A 20,196-nucleotide genomic window follows, 5' to 3' on the forward strand; every position below is an offset into this window, starting at 1 on the left:
GCGCTACAGCAGATGTTCCTCGATAAAGATCGCGATGCCGTCTTCGTCGTTGCTCGCGGTTACAAAGTCGGCGGCGGCACGGGTGGCGTCGCTGCCGTTTGCCATAGCCACGCCCACGCCAGCGTCGGCCACCATGCAGGTGTCGTTATCGGCATCGCCAAACACACAGATGTTCTGGAGCTCCATGTCGTTGAGCTCCGCCACGCGCACAAGGCCGCGCGTCTTGGACACATGCGGATCCATGAACTCGTAGAGCCGCTGCGTGGTTTGCAGAGCCGCCGCCTTAACAGTGTTATCGGCAAACGTCGACGCCCGCTCAATCACCCGCGGCATCGCCTCGGGCGCCATGGTAAACATCACCTTGGTCTGCGGCTCGCGCAAAAACTCGGCAAAGTCGACCACCTTGTAGGGCACGCCGTCGACACGCGACAGGTGCTCGACGCATGCATTGCTCTCGGGCACATAGAGCACGCCGTCTCGGGGGCAGACGGGCGTTGCCGGAAGGTCCGCCATGTGCTTGCAGATGCGCGCGATGGTCTCGCCCGGCAGCGGATAGCTCAGCTCGTTGATGTCGTGCGCGCGGTCGATGACCTCGGCGCCACCGCAGCCCACGAGCACGTCCACCAGGCCTTCGATGCCCCAGAGCTCGTACATGGCCTCGGTCGCGTGGGCGTCGCGCCCGGTGCACAGACCAAAGAGCACGCCGCGCTCGCGCAGGGCGCGGATCGCTGCCACGGTGCGCGGGGACACCGTGTGCTGGCTCGTGAGCAGCGTGCCGTCGATATCGCAGAATACGGCTTTGATGTGGCTAAAGGTGGTGTCCATGGGGGCCTTTCTGGGTTGTGCGGCGGTGTGGGGTGTATTCGTGAACGGCGTACATGGTATACCAAGGCGCAGGCCGTTGGGGCCCGATCGACACAAAGGTGCCTGGCCCCTTTGTGGTGGCCTGGCCCGGGGCGCAAACCATCACAACATTCGACGTTATTCGGCAAAATCGCGATTTTCATCGAATGTTGTGATGGTTTTTACTGCCTTGCGGCACGATCCAAATGCCGGCGTCCAAACAGCAGCAGCGTCGCGGGAACCGCCGTCACGACCATGCCCGCACCAACGAGCGTCTGCTGCACGCCAAACGTCGCCGCCAGCCAGGGAGCAATCGCCAGCGGGGCTACGCCGGCGAACATGTTGCCAAAGCCCATGACCGAGTTCACGCGACCGAGCTGCTCGAGCGGGGCCGTCGTTTGCACGATCGTGTTGTGGAGCGGGTTGACGACGCCCCAGGCCACGCCCAGGGCAATCTGTCCGACGAGGGCTACGCCCACGTACGGCGTCCCCACATAGAGCAAACTTCCCAGACCCACGGACATAAGCGCCACGAGCAGCGTTTTTAGGTTGACCAGATGCGGCGGCAAGCGGAGCGCGACCACGGCGCCCAGCACCGCGCCCACACCGCTGGCCGACGAGAGCCAGCCCATCCATTCGACACCGACGTGTAGGACATCGCGGTAGAAGAACGATTCCAGCGGGTCAAAGGCGCCATAGCCAAAGTTCGAAAGAAAGATGATGCAGAACAGCAGGGCGAGGACGCTGTTGGTGAAGACTGTCTTGATGCTGGTCGCGAAGGTGACACGAGTGGATGCTCTGGGGTTGGAGCTTTGTCCCGCACGCTCCCCTTCCTCTGCCGAATCGGCATCCGCATGCCCGGCGACATAGCTGGTCTGCGGCCTAAAGCCCCAACCAGCGACGAGCGCCAACACGGTAAAGAGCATCATGAGCACGAACACCGCGCGCGACGACGCAGCCGCCGCGACAAAGCCACCCAGCGTGGGGCCAATGATGATGCTCACGTTTGAGAACATGGCGATGGCGGAGTTGATGTCTTTGAGCTCGACGGGGTCGTCGGTGAGATAGGCCGGATAGGATGTGGCAATGGGCTGGGCGAATCCCATCGTAAAGCCCAGAAACACCGCGCCGAGCAGGACGACGCCGGTCGCGCTGCCAAAGGCGAGGATCGCCGTGCCGGTTGCCAGCGTGCCGACGATGCTCAGCAAGAAATGACGGCGCGGACCCCAGGCGTCGAGCGCCGCGCCGCCCGCAAAGGATCCCAGGATCACGAAAACGTTCATAAACAGGACAGCCAGCGATGTCGCAACGACCGAGGCGTCATCCGCATAGGTGAGCGTTCCGATGACGCCGATAAAATAACTGGTCTGAAAACCGGTGTAGATGAGAAAGCGCATCGCCACCAGGCGCTTGGCCTGCATGGACAGCGATGATTGAGGCTTTGAGAAAAGAGAGGCGGGCATGGAGACTCCTTGTTTCATACGAATGCGGACGGCGGGCATTCACCACCGTCTGTCAAATCAATCTATCCGCATGAAACATTAAGGACGCATCAAGCCCCTTCTCTCCGTTTTTCGCCCGTCATGAACTACTTGGTAGATTGTAAGGCATGCCCCACACATCTACCAAAGCAAAATCCACCACAAAGGTGCCTGGCCCCTTTGTGGTGGAAGTGACGTTTGCCCAGATAAAACCTGCCGAAATAAACCTGTCCCTTTTTGGCAGGTTTTAGGCCAGATGATCTTGGATCAGATCGCAGATGGCTCGGGCGTCGTTGATGTTGACGGCTCGGGTTGCAAAGCCGGCGTCGAAGGCCTGACGCGCCAGGGCTTCGTTGCAGGCAAGGGCCAGCGTGCGGCCGTCGACCAGGTCGAGCGAGCTCTTGCCGCGCAGACGGTCGACACCGGAGCGCGCGACCACGATGTTGTCGAAGCCCTCGGTCTTGTAGCCCTCGATGATCACCACGTCGACATCGTTGTAACGCGACAGCAGCTCGCGCGCGGGCATCTCGTCCTCCTCGCGCGTGTCGGCGTACTCCGCCCAGCGCGTGGCGCAGATGAGGCCAACGTGCTTGGATCCGGCCTGGTGATGGCGCCACGTATCCTTAGCGGGCACATCGATATCAAAGCCGTGATGCCCATGATGCTTGAGCGAACCCACGCGCAGGCCACGGCGGGTGAGCTCGGCGATAACCTTCTCGACGAGCGTGGTCTTGCCCGAGTTTTGGTAGCCGATAAACGCGATCGCGGGGACGGCTGGGGTGGGAGCTGCGGGTGCGACGGGTGCGTTCGCGGGTGCGTTGCCCGCGGCTCCCACGGCCTCAACAGCAGCGGCCTGGCGTTCGGCGCGATCCCACACGCCCGAGCGGCCGCCTTCCTTGTGCAGCAGGCGCACGTCGACGATCTCCATGCCGCGGTCGACGGCCTTGCACATGTCGTAGATGGTCAGACACGCGGCACTCGCGCCGGTCAGGGCCTCCATCTCGATACCCGTCTTGCCCGTTACGCCGGCCGTGACCAGCACGTGAAAGCCAACCTGCCCGTCTGCGCGCGCCGGTGCCCAGCCCTCGGCCGGCGTCCCCGCCGGAGCGATGGGCGCAATGTCACACTTACTCTTGGTAATGAGCAACGGATGGCACATGGGGATGATGTCGCTCGCGCGCTTGATGGCCATGATGCCCGCCACGCGCGCGCAGGCGAGCACGTCGCCCTTTTTGGCGCGGTCCTGCAGCACCATAGCCTGCGTCTCAGGGTGCATGAGGATGGTGCCCTCGGCGATGGCGATGCGATGGGTCTCGGCCTTGTCGGACACGTCGACCATGCGAACCTCGCCCTTGGCGTCCACGTGCGTCAGCTCGTCGCGACGGGCGTCACGGGCCGGCTCGACGGCGGCGCTGGCGGTCGGCTGCGCGGATGCGTCGGCGTTGCCAGCATTCGCCGCAGCCGTGACTTTGTGGGCAGACATCGCGGCCCCGCGAGCGGCCTTGGTGGCATCGGCGTACCTGCTCTTGGCCATATGATCATCCTCCGATTTGGGACATAAATCGTTGCGTGCCCTCAATTATCGCGTGTTCCTGCGGTTTGTGGGCCACGGCATCGCGCCAAATCGAAAGTACCTGCATATCATCACCACGACGCAGGGCGTCACGCACCGAATACTCGGCATCGCTGAACAGGCACGGACGCACATTGCCATCGGCCGTCAGGCGCAGGCGGTTGCAATTCGCACAAAAATGGTTGGACATGGCGCTAATAAAGCCGACCGTTCCTGCCGCACCCGGAAAGTGCCAATAGCGCGCAGGGCCCGCGCCGGCAGGAGCGTCGTTGATGTCGAGCGGCTCGAGCTCGCCCAGTCCCGCCGCGGTGGCCCCGGCATTGATGCGCGCCCGCAGCTCGTCGCTCGGCACGGTATCACTCGCGTCCCACAGCTCGGGATTGAGCGTGGGCGCATGCGGGTCCACAGCGCAATGCGAGCTCGTGTGTTCGTCGCCGATAGGCATGTATTCGATAAAGCGCAGGTGGATGGGGCGGTCGAGCGTGAGCCGCGCAAGGGCCGCTACATCCTGGTTGAGCCGGCGCACCACAACGCAGTTGACCTTAACGGGCTCAAAGCCCCAGGCCAGTGCCGCGTCGATGCCCGCCATGGTCTGCTCGAGCCGACCCAGGCGCGTGATCTTACCAAACAGATCGGGGTCGAGCGTGTCGAGCGAGATGTTAACGCGGTTAAGGCCGGCATCTTTGAGCTGTGGTGCCAGCTTGGGCAGCAGGGCGCCGTTGGTGGTAAGCGAGATGTCATCGATCTGCGGAATCGCGCGAATGTCGCGAATGAGCGGAATAATACGGCGGCTGACCAGCGGCTCGCCACCCGTCAGGCGCACGCGGCGAATGCCCTCCCCCGCTACCAAGCGCACAAAGCGGGCAATTTCCTCGGCGCTGAGTAGCTCGTCGTGTGCGCGGGGCACCACGCCATCGGCCGGCATGCAGTAAATGCAGCGGAAATTGCACTTGTCGGTAACGGCAATGCGCAGGTAGTTGATATCGCGACCAAAGCCGTCATGTTGCACGTGCCCGTCCACGCAGCCCTCCCCTCACGCGGCGTTTTATTCTTCAGGGAATATAGTACCGCACACGGGAATTGGGTCGACATGCGTACGACACAAGGGGCCTCTGCGAACAAGTCGGCGTTCCGGGCCCCATCCTCGGCAGTCAAACCGTCCCAACATTCGATGCTTTTTCCAATTTTGGCAAAAAACGTCGAATGTTGGGACGGTTTGTCCGCTCACAGCACCCAGCAGAAGGGCCAAAGCGTCCCTAGAGGTCACTACTCCAGTTGCGAATCACGAACTCCCGCAGGTCATTCTGCCGTTTCTGGAATGCCTCGCTTCGGTCGCACTTGAGGCCCATAGCGAGTGCGATAGCGTTCATCGCCCGGTGCAATTGCAGCTGGTGGGCAAACTGAGTCCCGGTGAGGACAATCATCCTAAAGCCCAGCGCGCTCAGCACGGTCATACGCTCCGCATCAGATGCACTGCGCTGTTTATCCAGATGGTCCGAGCCGTTGTATTCAACCCCCGTACCGCTCGCAGGTGCATATACGTCGATCTCGAAATACCCGGCCTTAGCAAGGTATTTGAACTCGCTGGGGACATCGACCCGATGGTTGAGCTCGATTTTGGTGTATCCCAGCCCTCCCTGGGAACGCTTCGCGACGACCAGGATTGCGGCGGCCGTCTCCATGGGCGACCGCGCGCCATCGTGCACGCGCTTGAGCACGGTGGCCGCGCGTGCGGTCCCCTGTCGACATCGGTTCTCACTGCAATAAGCTATCAAGTCGGCAACGGTATGCCTCTGCCCCATCTCGATATATTTGCCTGTCGACAGATGATTCAAATGGTATCGGGCGCAGATTTCATAGCCATACTCCAGCTGCTCGAGCTCGCTCATCCACGAGCCCGCCTGAACAAAGCACATGGCCTCATCAACCACCAAGAGACCTTCTGCCACCTCGATAAGATGATCCGAAGGTATAGGCGCTCCAAACACGTGGCGTCGAAGGCCCGCCGGCCGAGAGCGCTCAAAATCGAAGCTAACCAGCGTGTCGATGCGGTCGAGCTCCTCACGTGGAACACCAAGTGAGACCAGATAATCGGTGACAATCTCAACCGCCGCAGAAATTCTCAGCCCCTTGGCATCTAGTCCCAGTTTGGGCAGCGCTTCGGCTGGCCCCGCCTCGCTGGCAAACGAATCCTCATCGTATAGGCTACTCGCCCGCGAGAGCGGCTCGGACGGACGCGCCACGTTGTGGTACAGCCAGGCAGTCTTATGGGACAGGACGATCGGCAGGTCCATGAGCCCTCCAATGAGTCGGATAACCAACCTTATTCCCCTGCACGCGGCTTCGCACACCTTTGCGTGCAAGAAAGCGGTTCCATCCCGTCGAGCGACAGAAAAACCGTCCCAACATTCGATGCTTTTCCCGATATTGGCAAAAAACGTCGAATGTTGGGACGGTTTGGGGCGAGGTAAGGGGCATGGAGGGTCAAAGCATCGTGCTCGGAGCGTGACTTTCTCGCCCCACTGCCGACACAAACCTTGACTCTACAATCGTTGTAGGGTTTTCACTACACTGGTAGTTAAACGACCCAAGCCAGAAAGCCCCGCCCATGGAACACGACCTCACACGCGGCAATGTCCTTAAGACCATCGCGGTCTTTGCCCTGCCTTATATGCTCTCGTACTTTTTGCAGATGCTCTACGGCATGGCCGACCTGTACATGATGGGACAGTTTAGCGGCGCCGCCGGCATCACCGCCGTGGGCAACGGCGCGCAGACGCTCTATATCATTACCGTAACGCTCGTGGGCCTGGCAATGGGAACGACGGTCATCGTCGGCCACGCCGTGGGCTCACGCCGCTTCGACCGCGCCGAGACAGCCATCGGCAACACCATCACGCTCTTTATGGGTGTCTCGGTGGTGCTGGCAGCCATCTTGCTCGCGCTGTGCCCGCAGATCGTGGCACTCATTGGCACGCCGGCCGAGGCAGTCGAAGGCACCGCCGCTTACCTGCGCATTTGCTTTGTCGGCATTCCCTTTATCGCCGCGTACAACATTCTTTCGGCCATCTTTCGCGGGCTGGGCGATTCGCGCTCGCCCATGTACGTGATTGGCGTGGCATGCATCATCAACATCGCGCTCGACTTTCTGTTTATCGGCCACATGGGGCTCGGCCCCGTGGGCGCAGCACTCGGCACGGTAACCGCCCAGACGGCCAGCGTTGCCCTCGCGCTCGTGTGGCTCAAGAGCCGTCGCACGAACATCCACGTCAAGCGCAGCGACCTGCGCCCCCAGCCCGAGGTGCTCGGCAGCATTCTTAAGATCGGCGTGCCTGTGGCTGTGCAGGACGGCTGCATCCAGGTGGCATTTATGTTTATCACCGTCATCGCCAACCACCGTGGGCTAGTCGACGCCGCCGCTGTGGGCCTGGTCGAAAAGATGATCAGCTTTTTGTTTATCGTGCCGAGTTCCATGGGCGCTACCGTCAGCGCACTCACGGCGCAAAACGCCGGCGCGGGCAAGGGCGATCGTGCACGTCAGGTGCTCAAGGACGCCATGACGATCTCAGTAGTATACGGCTGCCTGATCACGGTGCTGATGTGGCTGGTGGCGCCGGCGTTTATCGGCTTTTTTGCCAAGGACGCCGCGGTGGTCGCCGCCGGCACCGGCTATATGCGCAGCTACATTTTCGACGCGATTTTTGCCGGCATCCACATTTGCTTTAGCGGCTTTTTCGCTGCATACGGCAAGAGCTACATCGGCTTTGCGCACAACGTGCTGGCCGTGGCGCTCATTCGCGTGCCCGGCGCTTGGCTGCTGTCGAACGCCTATTCCGACACGTTGTTTCCCATGGGCATCGCTTCGCCGTGCGGATCGATTTTGTCGGCAGTCATCTGTGTTGTCGCGTTTACCATGCTCAACCGGCGCGGGGCTTTTGACAAGTTGGTGGCCTAGCGGGGCGATGCTAGCCTGACGCCCCTCCCCTGTTTTTTACCGAAAGGAGCGGTCCTGTGACCGACTCGCCAACTGAACATACCGAGGGTCTGCTCCGCATTGGCGAGGTGGCGCGCCTGTTTAACCTGAGCGTGGGCACGCTGCGCCATTACGAGCAGATGGGCTTGCTGGACCCGGCGCACATCGATCCGGCAAGCGGGTACCGCTACTACGGATCGCGGCAGCTCTCCACCCTCAACACCATCAGCCACCTGCGTGTTCTCGACTTGCCGCTCGCGCAAATCCGCGAGTTTGTGACCACGCGCGATGTGAACCTTATGCAGCGGCAGCTGGCTCAGCAGCAGGAGCTCATCGAGCGCAAACGCCGCGAACTCGAACGCGTGTCGCGCAAGATCGATAACCGGCTTGCTCTGCTCCACGATGCCCTGAGCACCGAGCTCGACGCCATTTGCACAATCGATGCGCCCGAGCTTCGCTGCGCCGTGCTGCGCGAACGCGTCAACCCTACCGACGCCTATGCGTTGGAGTGGCAGATTCGTCAACTGCAGAAGGGCCAGCACGAGACCTTTGTCTTTCTGGGCAACTTGGGCGTCGGGATTGGCGCCGAGCGCCTCGCCGCCGGCGACTTTGATGGCTACGACGAGGTCTTCCTGCTGCTCGATGACACTGATGAATACCTAGGCGATATCGAGGTGCGGCCCGCCGCGCGCTGCCTGACCATAAGCTTCCGCGGCACGCACGGGCAAGCAGCCCCACGCTACGAGCAGCTGCTCGGCTATATGCGCGAGCACGGCCTAGCGCCCGCCGGGCCCTCGCGCGAGATCGCTCTCATCGATGACATCATCAGCGACGACCCCACAACCTACGTGACGCAGATCACGGTGCCCGTTGCCCCGTCCAAATAAGATCCGCCCGGAAGGCAGTTCAATCATGTTTTCCGGGCGGATCTTCAATTTGGTTATCGATGCACTAAGCCTGGGGCACCTCACCGATAGCCAAGATCTGCTCGAGCGCGTCCTCGTCCAGCACGGGTACGCCCAGCTGCTCGGCTTTGGTGAGCTTGGAGCCCGCTTTGGGGCCGGCGACCAGATAGCTCGTCTTCTTTGAAACACTGCCCGAGACCTTGGCGCCGAGCACCTTGAGCGCCGCGCCCGCCTCGTCGCGGGTGCGATTGACGAGCGTGCCGGTGAGCACGAAGGTCAGGCCCGCAAGCGGCTGCGCGTCGGCGAGCTCGCCCGCCACGCCGGCATCGGCTGCGGCCTGTGCATGTGCGGCGCCAAGGTCGACCTCGAGCGACAGGCCCGCCTGGCGCAGACGTTCCAGCACGGCAAGGTTTTCGGGCACGGCCAGGAACTGCTTGACGCTCGCCGCAATCTTGGGACCGATGCCCTCGCACTCGGCGATGTCCTCTTCGCTCGCCAAGATAAGCTTGTCAATCGACAGGAATCGCTCGGCGATGACCTCGCCCACGCTCTTGCCCACGTGGCGGATGCCCAGGGCAAACAGCACGCGACCGAGCGGCTGGTTCTTGGACTTGTTGAGCTCGGCGATGATTTTCTCGGCCGTCTTGAGGCCCACCGGAATGGGATCGCCCTTCTTGACGCCCTTTTTGCTGTTGGAGCTAGCATAAGTGCGCCCCGTGTCCAGGCCGGCGATGTCGTCGACCGTGAGCTGGTAGAAGTCTGCGACATCGTGAATCAGCCCGGCGGCGATCATCTTGTCGACGATCTCGTCGCCTAGGCCGTCGACGTCCATGCAGCCGCGGCTCACCCAGTGGAGCAGACGCTCCTTGAGCTGCGCGGGGCAGTCGATGGAGACGCAGCGGTAGGCGACCTCGCCGTCCTCGTGGACCACGGGGCTGCCGCACACGGGGCAGACCTCGGGCATGTGCCAGTCGACCGAATCGGCCGGGCGCTTGTCGAGCACCGGGCCCACGACCTCGGGAATCACGTCGCCCGCCTTGTGCACGATGATAGTGTCGCCCTCGCGCACGTTTTTGCGGCGGATCTCGTCGATGTTGTGCAGCGTTGCGCGCGCGATGGTGGAGCCGGCGACCGTCACCGGGTCGAACTCGGCGACCGGCGTGAGCACGCCGGTGCGGCCCACCTGGATGCGAATCTCGCGCAGGACGGTCTGCTTTTCCTCGGGCGGGAACTTAAAGGCAATGGCCCAGCGCGGTGCGCGGGCGGTAAAGCCCAGGTCGAGCTGCTGCTGGAAGCTATCGACCTTTACGACCACGCCGTCGATGTCATAGTCCAGGTCGCCGCGATGCTCGAGCGCCTGGGCACAGAACTCGTGGACCTCGGCCGGCGTGGCACAGCGAGCCACATTGGGGTTGACGCTAAAGCCGGCGCTGCGCAGCCAGTCGAGGAACTCGCGCTGGCTGTGGACGTGCAGCGGGTCGGTATCGGCGATGGCATAGATAAAGGTGGCAAGATCGCGGCGCGCCGTGATCTTGGGGTCTTTTTGGCGCAGGCTACCGGCGGCGGCGTTGCGCGGGTTGGCGAAGGGATCGCGCCCCTCGGCATCGGCCTCTTCATTCAGACGAACAAAGCTGCCCTTGGGCATATAGACCTCGCCGCGTACCTCAATGGTGCGCTCGCGGTCAGCGCCCATGTGGGCGAGCGCCGCCTCGGACAGATGCATGGGCACATCCTTGATGGTACGGACGTTGAGCGATACGTCCTCGCCCGTGGTGCCGTCGCCGCGCGTTGCCGCGCGCACGAAGGTGCCGTTTTGGTAAGTAAGGGCCACGCCCAGACCATCGATCTTAAGCTCGCAGGTATAGGTGACGCTGCCGGCACCAAGCGCATCCTCGGTGCGCTGGAGCCATGCGTCGAGTTCGTTCAGATCCATGGCATCGTCCATGGAATACATGCGCGCCATGTGCGTGACCGGCGTAAACTGCTCGCTCACGTAGCCGCCCACGCGCTGGGTATAGCTGTCGGGCGTCACCAGGTCGGGATAGGTCGCCTCGATTTCCTGCAGCTCAACGAGCATTTTGTCAAAGGCGGCATCCGTGATCTCGGGTGCATCGAGCATGTAGTAGCGATAGGCGTGGTAATCGAGCTCGTGGCGCAACTCGGCCGCACGCGCTGCCGCCTGGGCACGGGCGTCGACCGGTGCGGTGGCATCCGCGCTCGCGGGCGTTTCGGTATCGATGTCCACGCCGTCACCAAACAGGCTCGATTGCTCCATAGCGGCACTCCTTCGCTCGATTTCAAACGGATACTAGAGTACCACCGGTCGCAATGAGGCCGAATAGCGGTCTCGAACCGCACCGAATCGGCAGCCGCCAGACTGGGGTGGACAGTTAGTTCAGATACGTATAAATCCTAGAGCTGAATCAGGCACGAACACCCCTGTTTCAACTAATTTGGGCTCCTCGAGACCATGTAAACGTCCCGCTCTCCCTTCCAAACACCCATTCGAGCCCCATCCCAATCAAAAATTGTTCAAAACGCATCCCGAGCTGTCCCAGATTTATACGTATCTGAACTAACTGTCCAGACCATTCCGAACCAGGCCTCTTGCCAGCCACAAGTGATCCGTTTTCCTCCGTCCCCAAGGGATCATCGCGAAAAGAGGGGGCTGCCCCGCGTTGGCGGGACAGCCCCCTCTGGCATCGGTATGTGCGATACAGCTCGCTAGTAGCCCTGGCCGTAGCCCTGACCCTGGCCCTACTGGCCTAACAGCTCCTCCAGGTACTGGCGCAGCTGCTCGTCGGTAATACCGCCGTTGCCGGTGTCGGTCGAACTGTCGTCCTGCTGCTGGTTCTGCAGTTCCTCATCGGAGCCCAGCTCAACCGTGACCTTCTTCTCTTCCTTGCCGCGCATAAGCGTGATCTCGACCTTCTCGCCCACCTCGTGGCTGCGCAGCGCGATGATCAGGCCATCGGCGCTCGTGATCTCGTCGTCGCCCAGCTTGGTGATAACGTCACCCTCCTGAATGCCGGCCTTGGCGGCAGGACCATCCTCAACGACGCTCGCCACATACGCGCCGCTATCGGTGCTCAGCTTGTTGGTGCGGGCGTTGAGCGCATTGACGCTCGAAAGCGTAGCGCCCATGTACGGATGCACCGGCGTCTTGCCGTCGATGATCTGGTCGGCAATGTTCTTGGCGTAATTAACGGGAATAGCAAAGCCCACGCCCGAGCTGGAGCCCGAGTAGCTCTCGATGAGCGAGTTGATGCCCACGAGCTCGCCATTGTCGTTAACGAGCGCGCCGCCGGAGTTGCCCGGGTTGATGGCGGCATCGGTCTGGATCATGTTGGCATAGATGGTGTTACCGCTGGTAGAGCTCATGGCCGTGGAGCGATACAGCGCCGACACGATGCCCGTGGAGACAGACTGCTCGTTGCCGAACGGCGAGCCGATCGCCATGACCCACTCGCCCACGTTGAGCTTGGAGGAATCACCGATCTCGATCGGCGTGAGCTTGGAGGCGTCGGCGTCCTTGAGCTTGATGACGGCCAGGTCGCTCGAAGCATCGTTGCCCACGAACTCGGCCTCGTAGGTGGTGCCGTCGTCCATGGTCACCACGTACTGGTCATAGCCATCGACCACGTGGTTGTTGGTGAGGATGTGGCCCTCGGTATCGAGCACCACGCCCGAACCGACACTGCCCGAGCTGTCCGACTCGTCAGCAGACTGCGAAAGCGAGCCATTCTGGCCGCCGCTCGAAGTGGCGGTAATGGAAACCACGGAGGGCAGGGCCTTGGCAGAGACGGCCTCGGCAAGTGTGGTGTCCTCGGAGTCGATCGTAATCTTTTGCGTCGATGAACCCGAAGCACCCGCCGTCACGGCATTCTTGCCGCCACCGATATTGAGCGTGCCACTCATAATGAGCGCGATGACCAGCAGGGCGCCGCAGGCACAGCCGGCGAGTGCCGTAATAAAGATCGGCAGCTTTTTGGTCTTGGTCTTGACCACCGTGTGCTTGTTCACAACCTGCTGGCCACCCAGCGGCTTGCCGGTCTGCGTGTCGTAGGCCTGCACGTAGGGAATGTTGCTACTGGCAGGCGTCGACTCCACCTGCACACGCGGCTGCTGCTGGGTCTCGCCGGCGTTGCCCGCATCCTGGGGACGCTGGGAATCGTACTCGCTCATAGCTGCGATCCTTTCGTCAAATAACCAAAGGCCCGCCAAACATGTGGCGGGCCATCATTGTTCACGTTGAGTTGTACCCCAATATGCGGGTGCACGTGTATGAGAACGCAATCTTTTAGGAAGGCTTAAGTTCTGTTGCAGGCCCGAAAGGAACCCGCACCTGCGTCAAAACCACCACAAAGGTGCCTGTCCCCTTTGTGGTGGAAATCTAGTCCTTAAACAGATAGCCCACGCCGCGGACGGTGGTGATGTGTGCCGCGATCTGCGGGCCCACCTTGGAGCGGATGCGTCGGATGTGCACGTCGACGGTGCGCGTGCCGCCGCAGTACTCAAAGCCCCACACGCGGTGCAGCAGCACTTCGCGGCTGTAGGCGCGGTTGGGATGCGTCGCCAAAAAGCTCAGCAGCGAGTACTCCATCAGCGTCAGGTCGATGGGCTCGTTATCGAGCGTCACCTGGTAGGTAGCCAGGTTGATCTCGAGGTTATCGATGTTGAGCACATCGTCGGCGGTAACGGTCTCCTCCTCGCCCATCAAGCGCTGCGCGCGAGCCTTGAGCTCGTTGGGCGTCGCCGTGGGGCACACAAAGTCGGCATGCGCGTGATTGGGCAGGCGCAGGGTGCCGAGCGCCTCATCGTCGACGATCACCAACATGGGGACGCCGCCGCGATCGTCAAGCCACTTGGCAATCTGATCGATGCGGTCGCTGCGGATGCCATCGGAATCGAGGATCAGCAGGTCAAAGTCGTGCGCCGCAGTCGGCGAATCGGGAGTAGCCAGGCTCACCTCGACACCCAGGGTGGTCGTCAAGCTGCGGGCAAACTCGTGGAAGCGCGTCGTGCGCGCCATGAACAGGGCACTCTTTTCGGACATATCGGCCTCCAAAGAAATGAGCTCAATCGTACTGGAACAAGCCAGCGCGATTAGGAGTTCGCCAGGTAGTGCTTGATCTCCCACTCGGTGATCGTAGACTCAAACTTATGCCACTCGTCGCGCTTCTTTTTGAGGAAGAAGCTGTGGATATGCTCGCCGAGGGCATCCTTCATAAACTGCGAGTCCTCAAACACGTCGAGCGCCTCTTTGAGCGAGCGCGGCAGCGGCGTGTAGCCGGCCTCGACCATCTGACGGTCGGTAAGCTTGAGCGTCTCGGCCGTTGCCTCGGGCGGGAGCTCCAGTTTGCGCTCGATGCCGTCCAGACCAGCCGCTAGCGTGACGGCGTTGACCAGGTACGGGTTGGCCATGGGGTCGGGGCTGCGAAGCTCGATGCGCGTGGACAGCTGCTTGCCGGGCTTGTAGACCGGGATGCGGACCATGCTCGCGCGGTTGCGCAGGCCCCACGTGGCGTACTGCGGCACGGAGTCGCCGCCCGTGGTGATGCGCTTGTACGAGTTGACTGTGGGGTTGGTGATGGCGCTAATCTCGCGCGCGTGTGCCAGAATGCCGGCCATGTAGTGCTTGGCGATATCGGAGAGGTGGTACTTCTCGTCGTCCTCGCCCCAAAAGACGTTGTTGCCGTCGTGGTCGAACAGTGACTGATGCAAAAACATGGCGCTGCCGTCCTCGCCCGCCAACGGCTTGGGCATAAAGGAGGCGTGGCAACCGCTCTCGTAGGCCTGCTGCTTAATGATGAGCTTGGCCGTGGTGATGGCGTCGGACATGCTCAGGGCCTCGGCGTGGCGCAGGCTCATGCCGTGCTGCGAGCGGCCGGCGGCGTGGAAGGTGTACTCCACGGGCACGGACATCTTCTCGAGCGTGAGGACCGTGTTGCGACGCAGGTCGCGGGCGGCGTCACTCACCGAAAGATCGAAGTAGCCCACGTTGTCGAGCGGCTCGGGCGTGTGCTCGTCGGGGAAGTAGTAATACTCCAGCTCGGCACCCACGTTGAGCAGGTAGCCGGCCTTCTCGGCCCTGTAGAACATGCGACGTAGGGCATCGCGCGGGTCGCCGGCGAACGGCTTGCGATCGGGAGTGCACACGTCGCAGAACACGCGGGCGACGCCGTTGTGGCTCGGGCGCCACGGCAGGATCTGGAAGGTCGAAGCATCGGGAAACGCCAGCATGTCGGCTTCCTCGGGCGTGGCAAAGCCCTCGATGGCGGAGCCGTCAAAGCCAATACCCTCCTCAAAAGCGACCTCGAGGTCCTCGGGGCTAATGGCAAAGTTCTTGAGGCGGCCGAGAATGTCGACAAACCACAGACGCACAAAGCGGATGTCACGCTGCTCTACGGAGCGGAGTACGTAATCGATGTTCTGCTGGTTCATGTCGCTCCCCTTTCTTTCGGGCGGGTTTCGACTGGTCTATATCGCAGATACTATCGCAGAAAAATGTTTCCGCAGGGTTAAAGCGTATCAAGCGCTCAAAAAACGTGTGCGAACAGGCCGTTGCGAACGAGCGGTTAGCGCGAGGTCGAAGCGCGGTGTTCGATGTGGCCGGGAATCTCGATGCGTTTGGGCGCCAGCTTTGCGGCTTCGCCCACGGTTGTGGTAACAACGTCGATGCGCTCGGACAGACGCTCGACTACGCGCTCGGCGATGGTGAGGGTGTCCTGCGCGGCCGTGGTCACACCGCCAAAGAGCACATGGTTCCAGGGGTAATCGTCAAACGTCGCAATCTTGAGACCAGCCGGCAACGAAGGTCCCAACTGCGCCAGTGCCTCGGTCAGACGCAGAAAGACCAGGCCGTTGACGGCAATGAGGCCGAGCTTTTTACCGGCATAGTCACGCATGGTCTCGTCCAAGCGGCCAACGCCCGTGGCACCGCCATCGGCCAAGGTGACAACCTCGCCGGCAAGGCCGCGTCGCGACAGCTCGTCGGTAAAGGCCTCGGCGCGCTCGCGACGCACGGGGCTATCGTCGCTTGCCTCGGTGAGCAGGCACAGGCGCTCGCTGCCCGCAGCGGCCAAGGCGTCCACCAACCCGGCGACCAGCTCACGGTTGTTAGATGTCACCAGATCGACACCGCCGTCGGCAACATCGCGGTCGAGCAGCACAACGGGCAGGCGTCCCGCTGCCGCGGCGATCGCCTCGTCATTACCTCCGCAGGTGTTGACGACCAGGCCGTCCACGCCGGCATCAATAAGCCTGGTGAGCGACTCCGCTTCCTTAGCGGGGTCGTTGCCGCTAATGGCCGTCATGAGCGAGCAGCCGCGCGCGGCGGCGCTGGCGGAAAGCCCTTCGAGCATGGCGCTCGAGAACGGGTTGGCGATGTCGGCCAGAATCACGCCGATGAGGTTGGTGCGCGAGCTGCGCAGATTGCGCGCGGCGGCACGCGGGCGATAGCCGGTGCGCTCGATAACCGCCGCGATGCGAGCACGGGTTTCCTCGGTCATTTGCCCGGGGCGGTTATTGAGATAGCGCGAGACCGTGGCCGGGCTCACACCCGCCTCGGCGGCAATGTCCTTGATTCTCATCTGCGCCATAGCGCACCCCGTTTCCCATTTGTCGGCGGTCTGAGCCATTTTAGGCATTTTTTTAAAAATCTCGGTTGCAAAACGCTGTAGGTGAGTAGCATCGTTTTTGCGTCTCGAGCAGATGCGATGATGGGCTAGATATTCGAGTCTTTGGACAGCTCAAAGTAGTCGGGATGCAAGGCAATAACCGGACCCTGCTCCTCGGGCATTAGATGCAAATGCGTCTCTGCCAGATAGCTCGCCGTGTCGGTATCGCCCTTCTTAATGGCCTCGAGAATCCGGCGATGCTGCCCACGGATCGGCTCCCAGTCCAGATCCTGCGACACCATACGCAACCAGTTGTATCGCTCAAAGTGCGTATTGACGCTCTTCATCCAATCCCACAACATGTGACGGCCGGCAATCGCAAAACACGTCTCATGGAACAGGTTGTCCAGGTCGAAAAAGCGACGCGTTTCGCCATGGTCGAGCGACTCTGACTCGACAAGAATCTGCTCAAGCCGATGCTTTTGCTCGGGCGAGGCGGCCGAGCAACATTTAATGAGCACGCTTCGCTCGAGTTTCTCGCGCAAGAAACAGGCGTTCTCGGCGCGTTCCATGCTGATCTTAGAGACGTAGGTGCCGCTTTTGGGACGCGTTTCCACCAGCTCCTGCTCACGCAGGCGCACAAAGGATTCGCGAATGGGCGTGCGCCCGATTCCCGTCTCCTTTTCCAGACCAATCGCCGAAAGGCGCGTGCCGGGTTTGAGCTCGGCATAGATGATCTTGGAGCGCAATGCGTTGTATGCCTGGTCTTGCAGGCTCTGATTATGCTGGCGTTGTTCCATAAAGCCCTCGGATGAAGCTCACGGTTTGTCGAATATCACCACGTTATACTATCGCATCCCCTATCTCCTCAGTTGCGGTGAAATAGGGCGCGCTCGCGTCGCCAGAATCACAAGAGCAAGCGGCGGCATCCCGAAACCCGGGACGCCGCCGCTGTTTTGCTATCGGATGGCACAGAGACACCTGGCCCCATGCACCAAGGGATTAACTAGAGCTCGCAGGCAACCTTGTAGCCATCGCCGATGGCATCGCGGATGTTGCCGCACTTGTTGGCGTCGCCCAGCACGTGGGTGGTAACGCCGGCGGCGGCAAGGTCGTCGGCCAGCTTGGTGTTGGGACGATAGCCCATGGCAAGCACCAGCGTATCGGCATCGGCGATAGTGTGGATCTCGCCATCTTTTTCGTAGCTGATGGTGTCCTCGGTAATCTCGGTTACCTTGGCCTCGGTCAGCACGTGAACGCCCTTGGAAAGCATGCGCGTGATGAGCACCGCGCGGCCGGCGCCGCCCTCGTTGGCAGCGAGCGTCTTGGTCATCTCGATGACGGTGACATCGCGATTGGCCGGCGACAGGTCGTTGACCAGCGGGGCCAGGTAGTCGGCCGTCTCGCAACCGACGGTGCCGCCGCCCACGATGACGATCTTCTTACCCGGGAAAGCCTTGCCACCCAGCAGGTCGTCAGCCGTCATAACCTGCTTAAAGCCCTGCATAAAGGCCGGAGCGATGGGCTCGGCGCCATAGGCCAGGACGACCTCGTAGCCCGCGTAGTCACGCTGAATGTCCTCGGCCGAAAGCTCGGTACCAAAGACGCACTTCACGCCGGCCTCGGCCAGGCGACGGTACTGATACTTGATCACGCGGGTGAGTTCCTGCTTTGCCGGCGGAACGGCTGCGATGTGCATCTCGCCGCCCGGCTCGTCCTGCTTATCCACGAGTACCACGTTGTGGCCGCGCTTGGCGGCAATGTAGGCTGCCTCCATGCCCGCAGGACCAGCGCCCACAACCAGCACGTTCTTGGCCTCGGCGGCAGGCTCGTAGCCAGCCTCGTCGCGCTCCACGTCCGGGTTGACGGTGCAGGAGATGCGCTTGCCAAACATAATGCCGTTCAGGCAGCGCAGGCAGCCGATGCAGGGGCGGATGTCGTCGGCGTTGCCGGCAGCGGCCTTGTTGCAGAACTCGGCATCGCACAGATTGGCGCGGCCCATCATGCAGATGTCGGCAGCGCCGTCCTCGATCAGCTCCTCGGCAATCCAGGCCTCGTTGATGCGTCCAACGGTGGCGACGGGAATGTTGACGTGCTTTTTGATCTCGCGCGAGCAGGCGGCATGCGAGGCCTGCTGGGTACCGGCGGCGGGAATCGCGGAGCCGCGCTTGATGGTGGTACCGCCCGACACGTGAATCATGTCGACGCCGGCCTTCTCCAGGCGGCGTGAGACGTAGATCATGTCGTTGAGGGTCAGGCCGCCATCGGTGTACTCGTCGCCCGAAATGCGGACGTCGATGATAAAGTCCTTGCCGCAGCGCTCACGAATCTCGGCGATGACCTCAAGCAGGAAGCGCATGCGGGCGTCGAGCGAGCCGCCATACTCATCAGTACGCTTGTTATAGAGCGGAGTCAAGAAGCCGCCGAGCATACCGTGGGCGTGCGCCGCGTGGACCTCGACGCCATCGACGCCGGCCTTCTGCATACGCACGGCAGCGTCGCCAAACTGGTGCGTGAGCTCGTGGATCTCATCGACCGTGATGGGGCGCGGTGCCTCGCGGGCGTAAGACGGGCCCACAAAGGACGGAGCGATCAGGCGCGGCGTGCCCGGAATGTTAAAGGCCATGTAGGCGGGGTGGAAGAGCTGCGGCATGATCTTGCAGCCGTACTCGTGGACGGCCGCGGCGAGCTTTTCCCAGCCGGGGATAAACGCGTCATCGTAGCAGCACATGTCACCCGGCAGATAGGTATAGGTAGGCTCGACCGTCACGACCTCGGTGATGATCAGGCCCACGCCGCCCTTGGCACGGGCACGGTAATGATCGACCAAGTCATCGGTCACATAGCCATGATCGGCCAGGTTCGTGGACACCGGCGGCATAAAGACGCGGTTCTTGACCTCGGTCGTACCGACCTTGATCGGGCTAAAGAGCATCGGGTAGGCGGAGGACTCCATACAGGGTTCCTTTCGTTTAAGCCGCTCGGCGGCAGTTGCTGACTTATCTATCGTACCAGCAACTGCACAACACCCGACCGCACGCGCTCCCCCAGTCTCTGCTCAACCCCCAAAAAGTTGCGGTGAAATACGGAGCAGTCAAGACCTTTGACAGCCAAAACAGTCCGTATTTCACCGCAACTGATGGGCGGGGTGGAATTAAGGGCTCAGATAGTCAGTCATGCCCTCATCCGCCACTCCCTCACCTACAGCGCGCCGTCCAGCATAAGGTTCACCTTGAGCACGTTGACCGTAGGCTCGCCGAAGACGCCCAGGAATCGGCCCTTGGTGCACTGGGCGATGATCTCGCGAACCTCGCCTTCGCTCTTGCCCGTGGCCTTCGCCAGGCGCGGTACCTGGTACTCGGCGGCATCGGGAGAGATCTCGGGGTCGAGCCCTGAGCCAGAACACGTCACCAGGTCGACGGGTACAGCGTCCATATCGGCATCGGGGTTGGCGGCGCGGATCTTCTTCACGCGCGCATCTATCAGCTGCCGATACTCCTCACTCGCCGGGGACAGGTTGGACGGGGCACCATACGCCATGAGCTCGCCGTCTTCTCCTTCGACAATTGACACGTTCTGGATACGACCCCACATGTGGGCTTCGTCATCGAAGTTCTGGCCGATGAGCTCGGAACCCACAATCTTGCCGTCGACCGTAATGAGCGATCCGTTCGCCTGGTACGGAAACGCAAGCTGCGCGACGCCGGTCACCACGAGCGTGTATCCCAGGCCGCAGACGATGGTAAACAGCGCGAACACGCCAAGTGCGCGCGATGCGATACCTTTGAACATACAAACCTCC

The 20,196-nt window shown here is 61.8% G+C and carries 15 protein-coding genes; 2 read left to right on the forward strand and 13 right to left on the reverse strand.

The features are described 5' to 3' along the window. Positions 1 to 3 precede the first annotated feature (3 nt). From ABCN01_RS03195 to ABCN01_RS03215, 5 genes are all read right to left on the reverse strand, one after another. Positions 4 to 825, reverse strand: coding sequence for an HAD family hydrolase (locus ABCN01_RS03195; protein WP_342995881.1), 822 nt, complete (start codon positions 823 to 825; stop codon positions 4 to 6). A gap of 200 nt (positions 826 to 1,025) precedes the next feature. After that, on the reverse strand, positions 1,026 to 2,306 hold the full coding sequence (locus ABCN01_RS03200; RefSeq protein WP_342995883.1) for an MFS transporter: 1,281 nt from the start codon (positions 2,304 to 2,306) through the stop codon (positions 1,026 to 1,028). A gap of 265 nt (positions 2,307 to 2,571) precedes the next feature. Beyond that, positions 2,572 to 3,858 carry a cyclic pyranopterin monophosphate synthase MoaC gene (moaC, locus tag ABCN01_RS03205; protein WP_342995885.1) on the reverse strand — a complete coding sequence of 429 codons (1,287 nt, stop codon included), beginning with the start codon at positions 3,856 to 3,858 and terminating at the stop codon, positions 2,572 to 2,574. A 4-nt stretch (positions 3,859 to 3,862) separates the two neighbouring features. Further along, positions 3,863 to 4,918, reverse strand: a complete 1,056-nt coding sequence (gene moaA / locus ABCN01_RS03210; protein WP_342995887.1) for a GTP 3',8-cyclase MoaA — start codon at positions 4,916 to 4,918, stop codon at positions 3,863 to 3,865. 235 nt (positions 4,919 to 5,153) lie between these two features. Then, positions 5,154 to 6,191, reverse strand: coding sequence for a hypothetical protein (locus ABCN01_RS03215; protein WP_342995889.1), 1,038 nt, complete (start codon positions 6,189 to 6,191; stop codon positions 5,154 to 5,156). Positions 6,192 to 6,505: 314 nt separating this feature from the next. Between ABCN01_RS03215 and ABCN01_RS03220 the strand changes: the two genes are divergently transcribed. Both ABCN01_RS03220 and ABCN01_RS03225 read left to right on the forward strand, forming a co-directional pair. Then, positions 6,506 to 7,852 carry an MATE family efflux transporter gene (locus tag ABCN01_RS03220; protein WP_342995891.1) on the forward strand — a complete coding sequence of 449 codons (1,347 nt, stop codon included), beginning with the start codon at positions 6,506 to 6,508 and terminating at the stop codon, positions 7,850 to 7,852. A 56-nt stretch (positions 7,853 to 7,908) separates the two neighbouring features. Further along, complete coding sequence (locus ABCN01_RS03225) at positions 7,909 to 8,757, forward strand: MerR family transcriptional regulator (RefSeq protein WP_342995893.1); 849 nt, start codon at positions 7,909 to 7,911, stop codon at positions 8,755 to 8,757. Between the two features lie 64 nt (positions 8,758 to 8,821). Here ABCN01_RS03225 and ligA read toward each other — a convergent pair whose 3' ends face one another. The 8 genes from ligA to kdpC form a co-directional block, all read right to left on the reverse strand. Further along, entirely contained in the window at positions 8,822 to 11,050 is a 2,229-nt protein-coding gene (ligA, locus tag ABCN01_RS03230) for an NAD-dependent DNA ligase LigA (RefSeq protein ID WP_342995895.1), read from the reverse strand. A gap of 482 nt (positions 11,051 to 11,532) precedes the next feature. Continuing rightward, positions 11,533 to 12,960: a S1C family serine protease gene (locus tag ABCN01_RS03235; protein WP_342995896.1), complete on the reverse strand. Its 1,428-nt coding sequence runs from the start codon at positions 12,958 to 12,960 to the stop codon at positions 11,533 to 11,535. A gap of 208 nt (positions 12,961 to 13,168) precedes the next feature. Next, positions 13,169 to 13,831, reverse strand: coding sequence for a response regulator transcription factor (locus tag ABCN01_RS03240; protein WP_006234733.1), 663 nt, complete (start codon positions 13,829 to 13,831; stop codon positions 13,169 to 13,171). A 50-nt stretch (positions 13,832 to 13,881) separates the two neighbouring features. Beyond that, on the reverse strand, positions 13,882 to 15,219 hold the full coding sequence (locus ABCN01_RS03245; RefSeq protein WP_342995898.1) for a glutamine synthetase family protein: 1,338 nt from the start codon (positions 15,217 to 15,219) through the stop codon (positions 13,882 to 13,884). Positions 15,220 to 15,353: 134 nt separating this feature from the next. Beyond that, on the reverse strand, positions 15,354 to 16,376 hold the full coding sequence (locus ABCN01_RS03250; RefSeq protein ID WP_342995899.1) for a LacI family DNA-binding transcriptional regulator: 1,023 nt from the start codon (positions 16,374 to 16,376) through the stop codon (positions 15,354 to 15,356). Positions 16,377 to 16,501: 125 nt separating this feature from the next. Continuing rightward, positions 16,502 to 17,194 carry a GntR family transcriptional regulator gene (locus tag ABCN01_RS03255; protein ID WP_342995900.1) on the reverse strand — a complete coding sequence of 231 codons (693 nt, stop codon included), beginning with the start codon at positions 17,192 to 17,194 and terminating at the stop codon, positions 16,502 to 16,504. A gap of 206 nt (positions 17,195 to 17,400) precedes the next feature. Then, entirely contained in the window at positions 17,401 to 19,350 is a 1,950-nt protein-coding gene (locus tag ABCN01_RS03260; protein WP_342995902.1) for an FAD-dependent oxidoreductase, read from the reverse strand. Between the two features lie 245 nt (positions 19,351 to 19,595). Continuing rightward, entirely contained in the window at positions 19,596 to 20,186 is a 591-nt protein-coding gene (gene kdpC, locus ABCN01_RS03265) for a potassium-transporting ATPase subunit KdpC (RefSeq protein ID WP_342995903.1), read from the reverse strand. Positions 20,187 to 20,196: the final 10 nt, after the last annotated feature.

Origin of the sequence: Collinsella aerofaciens (genome assembly GCF_039062365.1) — a bacterium.
Taxonomy (GTDB): domain Bacteria; phylum Actinomycetota; class Coriobacteriia; order Coriobacteriales; family Coriobacteriaceae; genus Collinsella.